Annotated in this window: 15 protein-coding genes; 9 read left to right on the top strand and 6 right to left on the bottom strand. The window is 67.6% G+C overall.

Translation table 11 applies throughout. From position 1 onward, the window contains the following. Positions 1–7: 7 nt before the first annotated feature. Positions 8–916, bottom strand: a complete 909-nt coding sequence (locus tag BMZ21_RS15530) for an EamA family transporter (RefSeq protein WP_091836154.1) — start codon at positions 914–916, stop codon at positions 8–10. 14 nt (positions 917–930) lie between these two features. Beyond that, complete coding sequence (locus BMZ21_RS15525; RefSeq protein WP_091836152.1) at positions 931–2,499, bottom strand: D-alanyl-D-alanine carboxypeptidase family protein; 1,569 nt, start codon at positions 2,497–2,499, stop codon at positions 931–933. A gap of 186 nt (positions 2,500–2,685) precedes the next feature. Between BMZ21_RS15525 and BMZ21_RS15520 the strand changes: the two genes are divergently transcribed. The 5 genes from BMZ21_RS15520 to BMZ21_RS15500 all read left to right on the top strand — a co-directional run bounded on the left by BMZ21_RS15520 (position 2,686) and on the right by BMZ21_RS15500 (position 7,638). Then, the gene (locus tag BMZ21_RS15520; protein ID WP_091836149.1) at positions 2,686–3,588 is read left to right on the top strand and encodes an EamA family transporter; all 903 of its coding nucleotides are present in this window, start codon (positions 2,686–2,688) and stop codon (positions 3,586–3,588) included. 68 nt (positions 3,589–3,656) lie between these two features. Next, entirely contained in the window at positions 3,657–4,610 is a 954-nt protein-coding gene (locus BMZ21_RS15515; RefSeq protein WP_208862293.1) for a glycoside hydrolase family 19 protein, read from the top strand. 11 nt (positions 4,611–4,621) lie between these two features. Beyond that, complete coding sequence (locus BMZ21_RS15510; RefSeq protein ID WP_208862292.1) at positions 4,622–4,993, top strand: DUF4087 domain-containing protein; 372 nt, start codon at positions 4,622–4,624, stop codon at positions 4,991–4,993. A gap of 220 nt (positions 4,994–5,213) precedes the next feature. Further along, entirely contained in the window at positions 5,214–6,383 is a 1,170-nt protein-coding gene (locus BMZ21_RS15505; RefSeq protein ID WP_091837074.1) for an acetyl-CoA acetyltransferase, read from the top strand. Positions 6,384–6,444: 61 nt separating this feature from the next. Continuing rightward, positions 6,445–7,638: an MFS transporter gene (locus tag BMZ21_RS15500; RefSeq protein WP_167561645.1), complete on the top strand. Its 1,194-nt coding sequence runs from the start codon at positions 6,445–6,447 to the stop codon at positions 7,636–7,638. A gap of 3 nt (positions 7,639–7,641) precedes the next feature. Here the strand turns inward: BMZ21_RS15500 and BMZ21_RS15495 are convergent, their stop codons facing one another. Then, entirely contained in the window at positions 7,642–7,905 is a 264-nt protein-coding gene (locus tag BMZ21_RS15495; RefSeq protein WP_091837072.1) for a BolA family protein, read from the bottom strand. Between the two features lie 286 nt (positions 7,906–8,191). Between BMZ21_RS15495 and BMZ21_RS15490 the strand changes: the two genes are divergently transcribed. Together BMZ21_RS15490 and BMZ21_RS15485 are read left to right on the top strand one after the other, a co-directional pair. Next, positions 8,192–8,875, top strand: coding sequence for a J domain-containing protein (locus BMZ21_RS15490; protein ID WP_336529820.1), 684 nt, complete (start codon positions 8,192–8,194; stop codon positions 8,873–8,875). 72 nt (positions 8,876–8,947) lie between these two features. Further along, positions 8,948–9,817 (top strand): urea carboxylase-associated family protein, encoded by an 870-nt coding sequence (locus tag BMZ21_RS15485; RefSeq protein ID WP_167561644.1) that lies wholly within the window; start codon positions 8,948–8,950, stop codon positions 9,815–9,817. A gap of 182 nt (positions 9,818–9,999) precedes the next feature. Here the strand turns inward: BMZ21_RS15485 and BMZ21_RS15480 are convergent, their stop codons facing one another. Then, positions 10,000–11,004: a trypsin-like serine peptidase gene (locus BMZ21_RS15480; RefSeq protein ID WP_091836143.1), complete on the bottom strand. Its 1,005-nt coding sequence runs from the start codon at positions 11,002–11,004 to the stop codon at positions 10,000–10,002. Positions 11,005–11,373: 369 nt separating this feature from the next. Continuing rightward, on the bottom strand, positions 11,374–13,359 hold the full coding sequence (locus tag BMZ21_RS15475; protein WP_091836140.1) for a protein meaA: 1,986 nt from the start codon (positions 13,357–13,359) through the stop codon (positions 11,374–11,376). Between the two features lie 192 nt (positions 13,360–13,551). Here BMZ21_RS15475 and BMZ21_RS15470 point away from each other — a divergent pair, with 192 nt between their 5' ends. Together BMZ21_RS15470 and BMZ21_RS15465 are read left to right on the top strand one after the other, a co-directional pair. Next, positions 13,552–14,784 carry an aminotransferase-like domain-containing protein gene (locus tag BMZ21_RS15470; protein ID WP_091836138.1) on the top strand — a complete coding sequence of 411 codons (1,233 nt, stop codon included), beginning with the start codon at positions 13,552–13,554 and terminating at the stop codon, positions 14,782–14,784. 31 nt (positions 14,785–14,815) lie between these two features. After that, positions 14,816–15,487 carry an RraA family protein gene (locus BMZ21_RS15465; protein WP_091836135.1) on the top strand — a complete coding sequence of 224 codons (672 nt, stop codon included), beginning with the start codon at positions 14,816–14,818 and terminating at the stop codon, positions 15,485–15,487. 7 nt (positions 15,488–15,494) lie between these two features. Here BMZ21_RS15465 and BMZ21_RS15460 read toward each other — a convergent pair whose 3' ends face one another. Further along, on the bottom strand, positions 15,495–16,187 hold the full coding sequence (locus BMZ21_RS15460) for an SDR family NAD(P)-dependent oxidoreductase (protein WP_091836133.1): 693 nt from the start codon (positions 16,185–16,187) through the stop codon (positions 15,495–15,497). Positions 16,188–16,196: the final 9 nt, after the last annotated feature.

Below are 16,196 nucleotides of genomic sequence, written 5' to 3'. Positions count from 1 at the left end.
AGCTTCCCTACACGGCCACCGCCGGCAATCGGCGGGCTCGCTTTTGTTCCAATATTACATTGGCGATGATCGCGGCGACGACAAGGGCGCCGCCGGCATATTGCAGCGCGCCGACGCGCTCGCCGAGGAAGACCGCGGCGATCGCGACGGCGAAGACCGGCTCGGCGCAGAAAGCGAGCGCAGCTGGGCCGGGCGCGACGCGGGCGAGCGCCATCACCTGGAGCAGGAAGCCGATCAGATAGCCACCGATCGTCACCGCGACCGCGACCGGTGCGAGCAGCAGCGCCGAAGGCAGCTGGAACAGGCCGGTGAGAGCGAGGATCGCCAGCGTCACCGGCAGGATGACGAGATGCGACCAGAACAGTTTTGGAATGGTGCCGGTGTCGGCGCAGCGCGCTGCCGAGAAGAACTGCACCGCGGCCAGCACGCTGGCGGCGAGCGCGAGAGCCAGCCCGCGCGGGTCGAGCCCGTGCCAGTCGGGCCCGACCACCATGGCGACGCCGAGAAAGGCGACAAGCGCGATCACGACCCGGTCGAGGCTGAAGCGGGCTGGGGAGAGGAACGGCTCGGCGAGAACGATCAGGATGGGAAAGGTATAAAACACCACGGCCGCCACCGTGATCGGCAGGAAGGCGACCGAGGAGAGATAGGCGCAAGCGGTGAGCGCCGTGCTCAGGCCGAACAAGGCGAGCGCCGACCAGCGCCGGCGCGGCACGACGAGGCTGGCGCGCCAGATCAGCGTCGCGCCGATGACGAGCGCCAGCATCAGGAAGACGCGGTAGAAGACGATGAGCGGCCCGCTCAATCCGGCATGGCCGGCGAGCTGGGCGCTGACGATATTGGTGCCGAAGGCGGCGGCGGAGCCGAGCGCCAGCGCAAGGCCATGCTGGGCCGAGGAGGCGCCGCGCTCGTGCATGTCAGCCGGACGGATCAGGCGTCGGGCTTGGAGGCGTCAGGCTTGGCGGCGGGCTTCGTCCCAGGGCGGGCCGCAGGCTTCGCCAGCGGCTTGGCCTGCGCCTGGCTCGGCTTGGCCTTGGCAGGCTCCGCCTTTTCCTGCTTCGACCTGGTCAGCAATGGCTTGGCAGCCGGCTTGTTCGCAGCCTTGATTCCGGCGGCTGCGCCCGGGCGCAGGCTGGCGGGCGTCGCGGCGCCGGGCTGGATCGCGCCCTGCAGGCGCATCGGGCCGGAGCCGAGCGCCGCAGTAGCGGGCGTCTCCTCCTGCGTCGGCGCAACCGGCGCGAAGGCGGAGGAGGCCGGCGGGATCGCGCCATTGCGCGAGAAGGTGCGGTTGCCGGCGACGAGGCCGGCGGCGACGGGCGCGCCCGGCTGGATCGTCTCGCGCGCGACCTGGGTGTCGGGCCTGGCCACGACATTGGCGGCGAGCGGCGCCGAAGCCGAGCCCGGGGTGCGGCCGAAGGAAACCTGGATCGGCTCGAACTTGGCGCGGGGGCCGAGCGTGATGCGGCCGGAGGGGGCGCGGGTCAGCACCGAGCCGGAGCCGCCGCCCTGCGGCACTGCCGCGGCAAAGCGGTCGGAGGTTCCCTCGGCATTGCCGCCGACGCCGCTGTTCGTCGAAATGAAGCTGATCGGCCCCGATGTCTCGGCGTCGTCGCCGAGCGCGTGGCCGCCGCGGCGGACGCTGTCGCAGATGCTGTAGGCACGCCCGCCATTGCCGGACGGCATGCCGGTAACGCTGCCGCCGAAGCCACCCCATTTGCCAAAGCCGTCGTCGAGCAATTGCGCTGCCTTGACGGTGCGCTCCGCACCGGAGCTGGCGCCCATCACGACGGCGATCAGCGTGCGGCCATTGCGCGTGGCGGTGGTGACGACATTGAAGCCGGAGGCGCAGACGAAGCCGGTCTTCATGCCGCTGACGCCGTAATAGCGGCCGACCAGTCCGTTGGTGTTGTTGAGCACCTGCTTGCCGAGCTGGACCGCGCCGGTGTTCCAGTAATCGGAGTAGCGGCCGAACTCGCTCATCAGGGCCATGGCGAGCACGGCGAGGTCGCGGGCGCTGCTCTGCTGGTCAGGATGGTGCCAGCCATTCGGGTTGACGAAATGCGTGTCGTTCATGCCGAGCCGCTGGGCCTCGGCGTTCATCATCGAGACGAAGGTCTCGACATTGCCGCCGACACCCTCGGCGATGACATAGGCGATGTCGTTGGCCGACTTCACCATCATGATGCGCATGGCGTTGTCGAGCGTGATCTCCTGGCCGGCCTTGATATAGACCTTCACGCGCGGCTGGCTGGCGGCGAGCTTCGAGGCCGGGATCGCGGTCTCAAGTCCGATCCTGCCCTCGCGCACGGCCTTGAGCGCGAGATAGAGCGTCATCATCTTGGTGGTGGAGGCCGGATGCCAGGCCTGGGTCGGGTTCTCGCTCGACAGGACGGCGCCGCTCGAGGCGTCGACCACGATGCTGGTGCCGGCTTGCGCCGGGACGGCGGCAGCGAGGAGCGTGGCGAGCGTGGCGCCGGCGGCGAGACGGAATGAGATCATCGGCTGAGGTCTGAACCTGTCTTGGCGGGGGCCTGGGGCTTCAACGCGACGCTTGAGGCATTTTCGAGACGGCGGGCGACAATCCTGCCTCGCTCATGACGCATACCTACCCTTCATCGGGTGATTTGCCTAGCGTGGCGTGGCGGTCCAAAGCAATGCGGTGCTCTTTCTACGGGACCTCCGCGCGTGAGCTTCAGCCTTCTGTGGATACCGGTGACGCTTGCCGCCTCGCTGCTCCAGACCGCGCGCAACCTGACCCAGCGCTCGCTGACGGAGGTGATCGGCGTCGTCGGGGCGACGCAGGTGCGCTTCCTGTTCGGCCTGCCCTTCGCGCTGCTCTTCCTCGTTCTGGTCTGCCTCGCGAGCGGCGCCCTGCCGCCGATGCCCGATCTGCGTGCCTTCGGCTTCGCTGTCTTCGGTGCGCTGACGCAGATTCTCGCCACCGCGCTGATGCTGGCGGCGATGCGCGAGCGCTCCTTCGCGGTGACGACAGCCTACACCAAGACCGAGCCAGTGCAGGTCGCGCTGTTCGGGGCGGCGCTGCTCGGCGACGCGCTAGGCTGGCCGAAGTTCGCGGCGATCGTCGTCGCGACGGCCGGCGTCGTGCTGATGTCGTGGAAGCCGGGCGACAAGCTCAGCGCGGCAGGGATGCGGCCGGCTGCGCTCGGGATCGGTGCCGGCGCCGCCTTCGCGCTGTCGGCGATCGGCTTCCGCGGGGCGATCCAGACGCTGCCGGAAGGGCACTTCCTGATGCGGGCGACGACGATCCTCGCTCTTGGCCTGGCGCTGCAGACCCTGCTCCTGACGCTCTACATGCTCGTCGCCAACCGTCCGGCGCTGATCCTCAGCCTGCGCAACTGGCGTCGCTCGCTCACTGCCGGCTTCCTCGGCGCTGCTGCCTCGCAATGCTGGTTCCTCGGCTTCTCGTTGACCACGGCGGCCAATGTCCGCACGCTTGCGCTGGTCGAGGTGCCGCTGGCGCAGATCGCCTCGCGCCGGATCTTCTCTGAAGGCACGAGCTGGCGCGAGCTCTTGGGCATGGCGATGATCGTCGCCGGCGTCGGTGCTCTACTGCTGCTGGCGATTTAAAAAACCGAGCCACTTATTTGTCGCAGTCGCTCCTTACGCCCGAACCGACGGGCCTATGGAGATGGATGATGGCGGCTACCTATCACTACGTCGGAACCTACGACGAACGCATCTTCGAGCGGGAATTCCGGGACCGTTTCGGCAAGAAGCCGCGCTACAACGCCAATGCGATTCCCGACCTGCTGGTGCTGCTCCGCCTGATCAACAGGGACTCCAGCATCACCGATATCCGCTGGGCGGCCTATATGCTGGCGACCGTCGCCTGGGAGACGACGAGCCCGGTCACGCAGTTCGTCCAGGCCAAGAACAAGAAGGGCAAGCCGCTGGTCGACAAAGCGGGCAATGCGGTGATGCTGAAGCGTCGCGCCTGGCTGATGACGATGGCGCCGGTCGACGAGGTCGGCCATGGCAAGGGCCGCAAATATCACGAGCCGGTCAAGGTCGCTACGCTCGCCGATGGCAGCGTCCGCGTCACCGAGCAGGATGGCGACCAGTTCAAGATCACCGCAAGCGGTGCGATCTCGAAGCTGACCAAGGGTGCCAAGATGGGCACTGTCGATGGCGGCGCCGCGGTCAAGGCCTACAATGACGATACCGGCACCGAGCTCGCCTATTTCGGGCGTGGCTATGTCCAGCTGACCTGGTGGTCGAATTATGCCACGACCGGCGCCGCGATCGGGCAGGGGCTCAATCTGCTGCTCGACCCGGAACTGGTGAAGACCCCCGCCATCGCCTATGCGGTGATGTCGCATGGCATGCTCACCGGCGATGGGTTCGCCAATGGCCGGAAGTTCTCGACCTATTTCAGCGGCAAGTCCCGCAACTATGTCGGCGCGCGCGCCATGGTGAACGGATCCGACCACGCCAAGGACATCGCTGCGATCGCCGAAGTGTTCGAGGCGGTGCTGCTGGCGGCCGGACCGAACCGGCCCATCACCTTCGCGCCACCGATCGATTCCAGCCTCGCCGGCATGCCGCTGCCGGGAGCCCGGTTCACCAGCCAGTCGAGGTTCTTCCAATGATCGGCCGGTCAGTGGCCGCTGCTGCGGCCACCCTCATCTTTGCGGCCGGCGTCGCCATGGCGCAGCAGCCAGGCAGCGCGCAGCGCTGCGGCTGGCTCGACAATCCGAGCCCGGGCAATGCCTCGCTCTACGACAGGGACGGCGAGTGGACGATCGCCGTGCAGGGCGGGCATCAGGCGAAGGGCGACTGGCCGCCGCCCTACAAGGCGGGCGAATGGCGCAAGAGCGGCAATGGCAGCTATGGCTATGGCTGCGCCTGCATGACGGTGAAGGTGGACGCCGAGGAGAAGAACGTCATCGAGATCGTCTCGGCCAAGGCGCGCCCGCTGGCTGCGTGCCGGAAGGACAAGGCACTGTCGGAGGTCGAAAAGACGCTGCGCTAGCCTTGCGGGTCGGAAGTCGCGCGAGGGGGTCGCGCGACATCTCGTCATGTCCTGACCGCAGGGCCGGTCGGCGCTCGCTCGCCGCGGGCTCTTGATCCGCTTGACTTCGCCCGGTTTCGTTGGCCTTTCCTCGCACAGGAGGAATGCGCGCTTGATGGCTTGTGGCCACGGGTGCGTGGAGGCAGATGTAGTGTATCTGCACATCAACCAGGAGATGGCTATGAGCGCTGCAATCGTCGGCTGGGCCCACACGCCTTTCGGTAAGCAGGATACCGAGACCGTCGAGAGCCTGATCGTGCGCGTCGCCACCGACGCGCTGATCGATGCCGGCATCACCGCCGACCAGGTCGACGAAATCGTGCTCGGGCATTTCAACGCCGGTTTCTCGGCCCAGGACTTCACTGCCTCGCTCGTGCTGCAGGCCGACCCGGCGCTGCGCTTCAAGCCGGCGACCCGCGTCGAAAACGCCTGCGCCACCGGCTCGGCAGCGGTCCATCAGGGCGTACGTGCCATCAAGGCCGGGGCGGCCAAGGTCGTGCTGGTCGTTGGCGTCGAGCAGATGACCACGACGCCTGGCCCGGAGATCGGCAAGAACCTGCTGAAGGCTTCCTATCTCGCGCAGGAGAGCGACGTTCAGGGTGGCTTTGCCGGTGTCTTCGGCAAGATCGCCTCGTCCTATTTCCAGCGCCATGGCGACCAGTCGGATGCGCTCGCCATGATAGCTGCGAAGAACCACAAGAACGGCGTCGACAACCCCTATGCCCAGATGCGCAGGGATTTCGGCTACGCCTTCTGCCGCGAGGAGAGCGAGAAGAACCCTTACGTCGCCGGCCCGCTGAAGCGGACCGACTGCTCGCTGGTCTCGGACGGCGCCGCCGCGCTGGTGCTCGCCGACGAGGAGACCGCCAAGAGCATGCGCCGCGCCGTCGGCTTCCGCGGCATGTCCCATGTCCAGGACTTCCTGCCGCTGTCGCGTCGCGACATCCTGAAGTTCGAGGGCGGCGCGCGCGCCTGGCAGCAGGCGCTGGCCGCTGCCGGCGTCGCGCTCGACGATCTCTCCTTCGTCGAGACGCATGACTGCTTCACCATCGCCGAGCTGATCGAATACGAGGCGATGGGCCTGACCAAGGAAGGCGATGGCGCCCGCGCCATCAAGGAAGGCTGGACCCAGAAGGACGGCAAGCTGCCGGTCAACGTCTCCGGCGGCCTCAAGGCCAAGGGCCATCCGATCGGCGCGACCGGCGTCTCCATGCATGTGCTTTCCGCTATGCAGCTCGTCGGCGAGGCGCCGGAGGGCATGCAGGTGAAGGATGCCCGCCTCGGTGGCATCTTCAACATGGGCGGCGCTGCCGTCGCCAATTACGTCTCGGTGCTCGAGCGGGTGAAGTGAGGCGAGGGGCTGCCGGCGAACTCACGTCGGCGGTCATCCAGAAATTGGCCGGAGGGGCGGCGTGATCATCTTCTTCGCGCTGCTGCCTGCCTATGTGCTGTCGATCTTCTATCGCTCCTTCCTGAGCGTGATCGCCGCGCCGGTGATGGGCGACCTGCGCATCGGGCCAGCGGAGTTCGGCATGCTCGGCGCCGCCTGGTTCATGGCTTTCGCGCTGGCGCAGTTCCCGGTCGGCTGGGCGCTCGATCGGCTCGGGCCGCGCCGGACGGTGGCGGTGACCATGGCGGTCGGCAGCGTCGGCGCCTTCCTGTTCGCGCAGGCCGGCAGCGCCAATACCGCCACAGCCGCGATGGCGCTGGTCGGAATCGGCTGCTCGCCGATCTTCATGTCGTCGCTCTATCTGTTCGCGCGGACGCAGGCGCCGGCACGCTTCGGCCTGTTGACCTCGATCTTCATCGGCCTCGGCTCACTCGGCAATCTCGTCGGTGCTGCGCCTTTGGCGCTGGCGGCCCAAGCCTATGGCTGGCGCCCGACCATGCTCGCCTTCGCCGTGGCTTTCCTGCTCGCAACTGTGCTCGCAGCAGTGCTGGTGCGCGATCCACCTGAGGTCACCGACGCCTCGGGCAAGCATGAGGGGTTGTTGCAGGGTCTGAAGAGCATCGCCGCGATCGGACCGCTCTGGCTGCTCGCGCCGATCACTCTCGTCGGCTACGCCATAATCGCAACGGCGCGCGGCCTGTGGATCGCGCCTTACATGATGCAGGTGCACGGGCTCGATGGCATCGCCGCCGGCCATGCCGCGCTGGGCATGGCGACGATGATGGTCGTCGGCGCCTTCGTCTATGGTGCGTTGCAGAAGCGGGCGGGCCGCAGCAAGGCGCTGGTCGCCTGGGGCACCGTAGCTACGGGTATCGGATTCGCACTCCTGGCAGTGATCGGTGCGCAGTCGCTGGCCGGCGCCATCCTGCTCTTTGCGATCGTTGGTGGCACAGGCTTCACCTATGCGATCCTGATGGCGCATGCGCGTGAGTTCTTCCCGGCGCATCTGGTCGGGCGCGGCATGACTTTCGTCAATTTCCTGTTCATCGCCGGGGCGGGGCTGATCCAGTGGGGCTCCGGCTGGTTCGTCGCGGCGCAGCGGGCCGATGGGCGCGATGCCGCACTCGCCTTCGCCAACATGCACTGGGGCTTCGCGGCGCTGCTGCTTGTCTCGACCGCGATCTATCTGGCTGCGCCGGAGCGCAAGGCGGCCTGAGGTTCAGGCCTCGCCCGGGGCACGCGCCGCGATCGCCAGTGCGTGCACGCTACCGGCGAGTTCCTCGGAGAGCGCGGCGTTGACCAGGCGATGGCGTTCGAGCCGGCTCTTGCCGGAGAAGGCGGGCGAGACGATCTCGACTCGGAAATGCGTCTCGCCGCCCTCGCGCCAGCCGGCATGGCCATGATGCTGGTGGGATTCGTCGATCACCCTGAGATGCTCCGGTGCCAGCTGCGCGGTGAGCTTGCCGGCGATCCGGTCGGCCATGGTCGGCATGGATGCTTCTTTCGTGAGTAGATGGAGCGCTGACGCCCCTTGGTGGCGAGAACACCCATTCGCGCTCGACGGTCAAGATCGAGCGTGTGCAGCGCTGCCTCATTGGAGCCGGATTCTCCGGGCTCTCATGTCGAAGCCCGCACTCGCGACCGGGGCGATGCGGCGCGCGGCCGTTGAGTTTGAAGCGTGGAAATACTATCTAGGGGGCATCCCGGCCGCTTCGGCTGAACCGGGTTCCTTAAGCAATCAGGGTCAAGCTGCCGCCAAGGCGATCGGCTTGCTGCAGGCGCGGAGCGATCCGCGCGGCGGTCGGCTTGTCGGCGCAGCGTTCAACCCGCATAACCATGAGACGATGAACTTCAGCTCGCGCCTTTTCGACCGGATCAGGATCGGCCCTTCCGAGGCGGAAGAGGTGGTCGAGGCCGATGCGCGTCTTTGCGACCATCCGGGTTGCACGAAGGCGGGCGAGTTCCGCGCGCCGATGGGGCGCGGCAAGGAAGGCAAGTTCTTCCAGTTCTGCCTCGAGCATGTGAAGGCCTACAACGCCACCTACAATTACTTCGCCGGCATGAACGACGAGGCGCTCGCGGCCTATGCCAAGCAGGAGGAGATCGGCCACCGGCCGACCTGGAAGCTCGGCGTCAATGCCAGCGCCGCGCGGATGGCGCAGCGCGGGCGCGAGGCCGGCGGGCCGGAGATGCAGGATGCCTTCAACCTGTTCCGTGGCCGCGCCGGCCGCCAGCAGGAACGGGCCGAGCCCAGAGTCGGTGTCCTCGCCAAGAAGGCGCTGGAGACGCTCGACCTCGACGAGAGCGCCGACCGCGCCGCGATCAAGGCGCGCTATAAGGAACTGGTAAAGCGCTTCCACCCCGACGCCAATGGCGGCGACCGCTCACGCGAAGGCCGGCTGCAGGAAATCCTCAAGGCCTACCAGACGCTGAAGAGCAACGGGCTGGCCTGACATGTCGCAGTCTGGACCGGGCTCGTCGGTCCCGATAGAAAACCGCGGACATATCAGTCGGCGGAGCACGTCATGGCCATGGATTCGCAGGTGATCGCCCCCGCCGATGCGGAGGAGCGTCGGCGCAAGCCGCCGGTCGTGGTCTACCCCAATGGCAGCCTGCCGGGGGCCGACATGGCGATGCTGGCGCGTGCACGCCGGACCTTGACCAAGCGCGACGAGATCATTGTGCCGCCGCGCGAGGCCGGCAGTTTCCGCGTGCCGAAGGGCCACTTCTTTCGGGTCGTCAGCATCGAGGGGCCGCAGGTCGGCGACCTCAATCTATGGAACGCGGACGATCTCGACGAGCGCTTCTTCAGCGGCAAGACGCGCGCCCTGCACGCGACCCATGTCGGACTGGGCGACCGGCTCTGGAGCAACCTGCCGCATCTGCGGCCGATGGCGACGATCACCCATGACACGCTCGGCTGGTACGGCTTCGACCAGGATGGCGCCGGCGTGCACGACGTGATCGGCACGCGCTGCGATCCCTATACCCACCGGCTGCTCGGCGATGGCGGCGACTACCATCATTGCTGCCATTCGAACCTCGCCCGCGCGCTGGGAAAGGCAAGGGGGCTGCCGGCACGTGAGGTCGAACATCACGTCCATGACGTGCTCAACGTCTTCATGTGCACGGGCTTCACCCGTGACACGCAGCAGTACTTCATGAAGGCGAGCCCGGTCCGGCCCGGCGATTTCCTCGAATTCTTCGCCGAGATCGATCTGCTCGGGGCGATCTCGGCCTGTCCAGGCGGCGATTGCGGCCAGACCCATTCAAGTGACGTCGCCGTCTGCCATCCGCTCAAGGTCGAGATCTACGAGGCCGACCCTGCCGCACTCGCGGGCTGGCACTCGCCGACGCGCAGCCCTTACGGGCGCAGCCACGGCGAGCAGGGCTGACGCCTGCCCCTTCCGTCATGGTCGGGCTTGTCCCGACCATCCACGTCTTCGCTTCGTTGATCAAACTCGGTGTTCAAGACGTGGATGCTCGCCACAAGGGCGAGCATGAGGCGCTGGAGAATCGTCGTGGTCATGGGTTCCGGGTTCGCCGTTCCAAGGCGCCCCGGAATGACGAACCCGCCTCAGTTCTTCAGCAGCGAGTTCATCCCGTCGGTGTCGAGATTGTCGGAGCCGCGCACGCTGCTGCGCTCGGTCGAGCTCGGCTGGTCGTCCTGACCGCCGCCAGACGCGACCGCGCCGCCGCCGTCCGCGGCCGGGGCCTGCCCGCCCGCGCCGGCCATCTTGCGCAGCAGCGGGCTGGCCTGGAGCAGTGCGGTCATGCTGGTCGCGGTGTTGTAGCTGTTGGGGTCGTTGGGAGCGAGGCCGCCCTGCTTGTGCAGCGCGATGCCCGCATTGCCGGCGTTGTAGAGCAGCGAGCCCGACGAGCCGCCGAGCGTGTCGCAGCGATGGCGCATCTCGGCTGCGTCGCCCTGCTGGCGGGTCGCCATGCAGCGGAAGCGGCTCATCACTTTCGGCCGCCCTGCCGGGTGGTGGATCACCATGAGCGAGGGGGCGCCGCCGGTCGGCGTCGCCGCGAGCTTGACCGAACCATAGGTCGCGGTCGGATTGCCCTTCGCTTTGGCGATGGCGTAGTCGAGATTGGCATTGAACTCGACGGGCTTGGGGTCGAGCTCGAAGACCTTGGCGCCTTTTCCATCCTGCGTCAGGAAATCCATGACGATGATGGCGCGCACCGGTGTCATCTCGCCGCTCTGCGGCAGGCAGTGATGGTTGGTGAGGACATAGTCGCCGGGGAGCAACTCACCCGTGCAATGGGCGCCTGACTGCTTGCCGGTCTTGTTGTCCTTCAGCAGGATGTCGATGCGCCCGACGGGCTTGGCCATCCTGGCGAGCGGATCGCGCTGGTCGAGCTCCGCGATCGGCTCGAAGGCACCCTTGTTGTTCTCGATGTGGGTGGCGGCGTCGCCGGTGCTTTGGCGCCGGGGCATGCTCACCTTGCCGAAATCGCTGGGGTCGAAGCCCATCGTCTGAGCCGCGGCGGGCCCCGCCAGGGCAAGGCCCACGGCGCCGATGAAGGCGGCGCGGATGTTGGTCCCGGTCAAATTGGTCTGCAGCCATGCGGGCATGCGCTCATTCCTCTCCTCAGCGAATCCCTGGCGGCCCTGCCGCCTGCCGCCTTCCAGCCCGATCAGCGCCAGGACTATGGCGACAATCGGAGCGGTTTCGGGACGATAATCATCCGCACGCGCTTGGGGAAGCCTGAGCTCTTTTCGCGCCGGCGGAGAGCTGGGGACGCCGGTCGGGTCATGCGCTTGTCCCGCCTTAAAAAGCGCTGGTCATCCCGGGCGACCAGAGGGAGACCCAGGATCCATTCCGGAACCTATTTCGGAAAGGCTCCGGAATGGATCCTGGATCGGCGCGGCTACGCCGCTTGTCCGGGATGACGATGATTGCTGTAGAGCCCTAACCTATTGCGAACTCAATGATCCTAGCCCTCAGCCCTTCTTCGCCGAGAGCCCGGCGACGTCGGCGATGATGCCGTCGAGGGCGAAGTCCTTGGGCGTATAGACGCGCGCCACGCCCATGTTCTTCAGCGCGTTCTCGTCGTCAGGCGGAATGATGCCGCCGACGACGACGGGAACGTCCATGCCGGCGACGCGCAGCCGGGCGGTGACGTCGCGCACCAGCGGCAGATGCGAGCCGGAAAGGATGGAAAGCCCGATGATGTCGGCTTGCGTCTCCCTGGCCTGCGTCACGATCTCCTCGGGCGTCTGGCGGATGCCGCCATAGGAGACCTGCATGCCTGCATCGCGGGCACGCACCGCGATCTGCTCCGCGCCGTTCGAGTGGCCGTCGAGCCCGGGTTTGCCGACGAGGAAACGAGGTGGGCGGCCGAGCCGCTCGGCCGCCTTGGCGACGGCGGCCTTGACAGTGGCGAGCCCGGCGTCGTCGCCGAGCTTGGTGGTGTCGACGCCGGTCGGGGCGCGGTATTCGCCGAAGATTTCGCGCAGCGTTTGCGCCCATTCGCCGGTGGTGACGCCGGCCTTGGCGCAGGCGATCGACGCCGGCATCACGTTGCGGTCTTCTTTCGCCGCGCTGGCGAGCTCGGTGAGTGCGGCTTCGACCGCCTTGCCGTCGCGCGCGGCCCGCCAGGCCTTCAGCCGGCCCACCGCCTCGGTTTCGACCGAATCCGGCACTGTGACGACGGCGCCGTCGCCGGCCGAGAGCGGCGAGGGCTCGCTGGTGGTGAACTTGTTGACGCCGACGACGATCTGCTCGCCGCGCTCGATCGCCTCGATGCGGCGCGCGCCGTTCTCGACCAGCGCCATCTTCATGTAGCCGCTCTCGACCGCGGCGAGCGCACCGCCCATGGCGTCGATCTTCGCCAACTCCTCCAGCGCGGCCGCCTTCAGTTCCGCGACCTTGGCGTCGATCTCCTTCGAGCCGTCGAAGATGTCGCCGAATTCGAGCAGATCGGTCTCATAGGCCAGCACCTGCTGCATACGCAGCGACCATTGCTGGTCGAAGGGGCGGGGCAGGCCGAGCGCCTCGTTCCAGGCCGGGAGCTGCACGGCGCGGGCGCGGGCCTTCTTCGACAATGTCACCGCCAGCATCTCGATCAGGATGCGGTAGACATTGTTCTCGGCCTGCGGCTCGGTCAGCCCGAGTGAGTTGACCTGCACGCCATAGCGGAAGCGGCGATGCTGCCCCTCCAAGACGCTGAAGCGCTTCAGCGTGATCTCGTCCCAGAGGTCGACGAAAGCCCGCATCTTGCAAAGCTCGGTGACGAAGCGCATGCCGGCATTGACGAAGAAGGAGATGCGGCCGACGACGCTGCCGAACTCCTCGGGCGCGACCTCCGGCCGGGCCCTGATCGACTCGAGCAGGGCGATCGCGGTCGCCAAGGCGAAGGATAGCTCCTGCACCGGGGAGGCGCCGGCCTCCTGCAGATGGTAGGAGCAGACGTTCGTCGGGTTCCATTTCGGCAGTTCGCGCGCCGTGAACACGACGATGTCGGTGGTCAATCGCATCGAGGGGCGCGGCGGGAAGACATAGGTTCCGCGCGACAGGTATTCTTTGACGAGGTCGTTCTGGGTGGTGCCCTGCAAGGCAGCGCGGTCGGCGCCCTGCTCGTCGGCGGTGGCGATGTAGAGCGAGAGCAGCCAGGCCGCCGTCGCATTGATCGTCATCGAGGTGTTCATCTGCGCCAGCGGAATCTGGTCGAACAGCGCCCGCATGTCGCCGAGATGGGTGATCGGAACGCCGACCTTGCCGACCTCGCCGCGCGAGAGCACATGGTCGGGGTCGTAGCCGGTCTGGGTCGGCAGGTCGAAGGCGACGGAGAGGCCGGTCTGGCCCTTGGCGAGATTGGTCCGGTAGAGCTTGTTCGATTCGGACGCGTCGGAATGGCCGGCATAGGTCCGGAAGATCCAGGGCTTGTCGCGCTGGGCCTGATTCCGAAGCGGATCGATCGCGTTCATGGTCGCTCCCTGCCGTGCCGTCTTGCCGTGCTCGTGCAATCTCGATTGTTGCACTGCAGCGAAGATAACGCCAGTGGTTCGCGGAAGTCGCGCCAGACGTTCGGATAAGGCGCGCAGCCATGCGTCCAAGCGGGTTTCTCGCCGCGGCGCGGGTCTATAGCTTCGCCCGATCTCGTCTTCAGCAGAGTTTCGATGACGCAATCTCCTTCGCCTCGGCCGGCTTTTGCCAGCTGGCTCTCGACCGGCAACAGCATCACCCAGCAGTTCATGGCGATCGGCGGGCGGCCGGATGTCGTCAGCCTCGCCGGCGGGTTGCCTGCCTCCGAAATCTATCCGGTCGAGGCGATCGCCGCCGCCCAGGAGCGGGCGCTGACGCGCTGGGGCACGCAGATCCTCGAATACGGGGCGATCGAAGGGCTGCCGGCGCTGCGGGCGGCGATCGCCGAGCGCTTCAGCGCCGCGACCGGGCGCCGCTTCGGACCTGAGAACGTGCTTCTGACGACGGGCGCGATGCAGGGGCTCGACCTCGTCGGCAAAACGCTGGTCGACCCCGGCGAGCTGATCCTCTCGCAGTTCCCGACCTATCTCGGAGCGCTCGACGCCTGGCGCCCGCGCATGCCGCGCTATGAGAGGCTCGACTGGAGCCTGGAGGCGCCCGGCCAGGATGCGGCGCTACGCCAGGCCAAGTTCGTCTATGCCGTGCCGAACTATTCCAACCCCACCGGCGTGCTGGTGCCGCAGGATCAGCGCGCTGCCCTGCTCGACAAGGTCGAGGCGGCCGGGACCTGGCTGCTCGAGGATGACCCCTATCTGCCGCTGCAGTTCGACGGGCCGGCCGGGCCGAGCCTTCTCGCCCACCATGCGCAGCGCCATCCGAACGGTGCCTATGCCGGGCCGGTGATCTATCTCGGCACGCTGTCGAAGAGCCTGGCGCCGGGCCTGCGCGTCGGCTGGGTCGTGGCCGAGGCCTCGCTGATTGCGACGCTGGCGCTGGCCAAGCAGTCGACCGATATCGCCTCCAGCCTGCTGACGCAGGCGATCGCGCTGGAGATGATCGAGAGCAATTTCGAGGCGCAGCACATCCCGAAGATCGTCGCGACCTATCGCGAGCGGCGCGATGCGCTCTGCGCCGCGGCAACCACGCATCTCTCCGACTGGTTCGAGTGGGAGGTGCCGCCGGGCGGTATGTTCGTCTGGATGCGGGCCAAGGACGAGGCGATCGACACCGATGCGCTCTACACTCACGCTCTGGCCGAGAACGTCGCCTTCGTGCCGTCGAGCGTATTCGACCCGTCTGGCGCCTTGAAGAGCGCGATGCGGGTCAATTTCACCCGCTCGCCGCCGGAGGTGCTGGTCGAGGGTGTGCTTCGGCTGGAGCGGGCGGTGCGCCGCCTGCTCGCCGAGCGGCCCGGCCGGGCGGCCTGAGTTGACTTAAAGAAAAGCCGAGGAAACGCCGATGCCGACCCGTCTCGCCACGCCCGCCCATCCGCGCCTGCCGCAAGCCCTGATCGACGCCTGGCAGGCGGTGCCGAGCTCGGTGATCGCCGACCAGCTCGGCGGCAGCGGCCATGCCGATCCGGCCATCCGGCCGACCCGGTCCTTCGCGCCGGGCAAGCGTTTGGTCGGCCAGGTGATCACCGCCTGGTGCGAGCCGGCCGATTACGGGCCGGTGCATCATGCGATCAACGTGGCCGAGCGCGGCGATGTCATCGTGGTCGCGGCTGGCGGGCGCAAGGATGCGGCGATGATCGGCGACCTGCTTGGCGGTGCCGCCCGGCGCAAGGGCATTGCCGGCGTCGTGGTCGACGGTGCGGTGCGCGATGTCGGGCCGGTGTCGCAATGGCCGGACTTCGTCTTCTTTTCGCGCTGGATCATGCCGCGCGGCCCGTCCTCCATGGAGCGCGGGATCGTCAACGGGCCGATCGTCTTCGGCGGCGTCGCCGTCCAGCCGCATGACCTCGTCGTCGGCGACGATGACGGCCTCGTCTTCGTGCCTCATGGCCTAGTCGAGGCGAAGCTCGCGCCGTGCCTGGCGCGGGTGAAGGCCGAGGCCGAATGGGAGACGCTGCTCGCCGGCGGTGCCTCGACGGTCGAGACCTTCAAGGTGCCGCCGATGGAGAAGGCCTGACCGGCCTCTAGAAGCTCTCGACCCAGGGCCTGAGCTCGACCTCGAGCGACCAGGCGCTGCGCGGCTGTCGGAGCACGTCGAGATAGCTCTGGGCGATGGCGTCCGGATCGAGCGTGTTGTCGTTCGTATCGGGGTGGCGGCTGCTGCGCACGGCGCCGTCTATGACGAAATGCGCGACATGGATGCCCTTCGGTCCGAGCTCGCGCGCAGCGCTCTGGGCAAGGCCGCGCAAGGCGAACTTGCCCATGGCGAAGGGCGCCGACAGCGCAAAGCCCTTGATGCCGGCGGTCGCGCCCGTCAGCAGGATGGCGCCGCGGCCATGCGGCTGCATGCGTTTCGCCGCCTGCTGCGTCACCAGGAAGGCGCCATAGGCGGTGACGGCGAGCGCCTGCGCGACCGCCGCGGGATCGAGCTCGGCGATCGGCCCACGCAGGCGGCCGCTGGCATTGTAGATGACCACGTCGGGCTCGCCGATCTTAGCGTCCGCCGCTTCGAACAGATTGGCGACTGCAGTCGGATCGGACGCATCGACCTGGAAGGTCGCAGCGCCCGTCTCGGCTGCGAGCGCGGCGAGCTTCTCGGTATTGCGGGCGGCAAGGCCGACCTTGACGCCTTGCGCCGCCAGGGCGCGGGCGACCGACGCACTGATGCCGGAGCCTGCGCCGACGATCAGGGCGCTGCGATAGGACAGGGAGGTCATTGCGAGGTC

The sequence above is a fragment of the Allobosea lupini genome, assembly GCF_900109525.1.
Lineage (GTDB): Bacteria > Pseudomonadota > Alphaproteobacteria > Rhizobiales > Beijerinckiaceae > Allobosea > Allobosea lupini.
The sequence above is the reverse complement of the archived record's forward strand: the minus strand, read 5'-3'. Positions and strand labels throughout refer to the sequence as shown.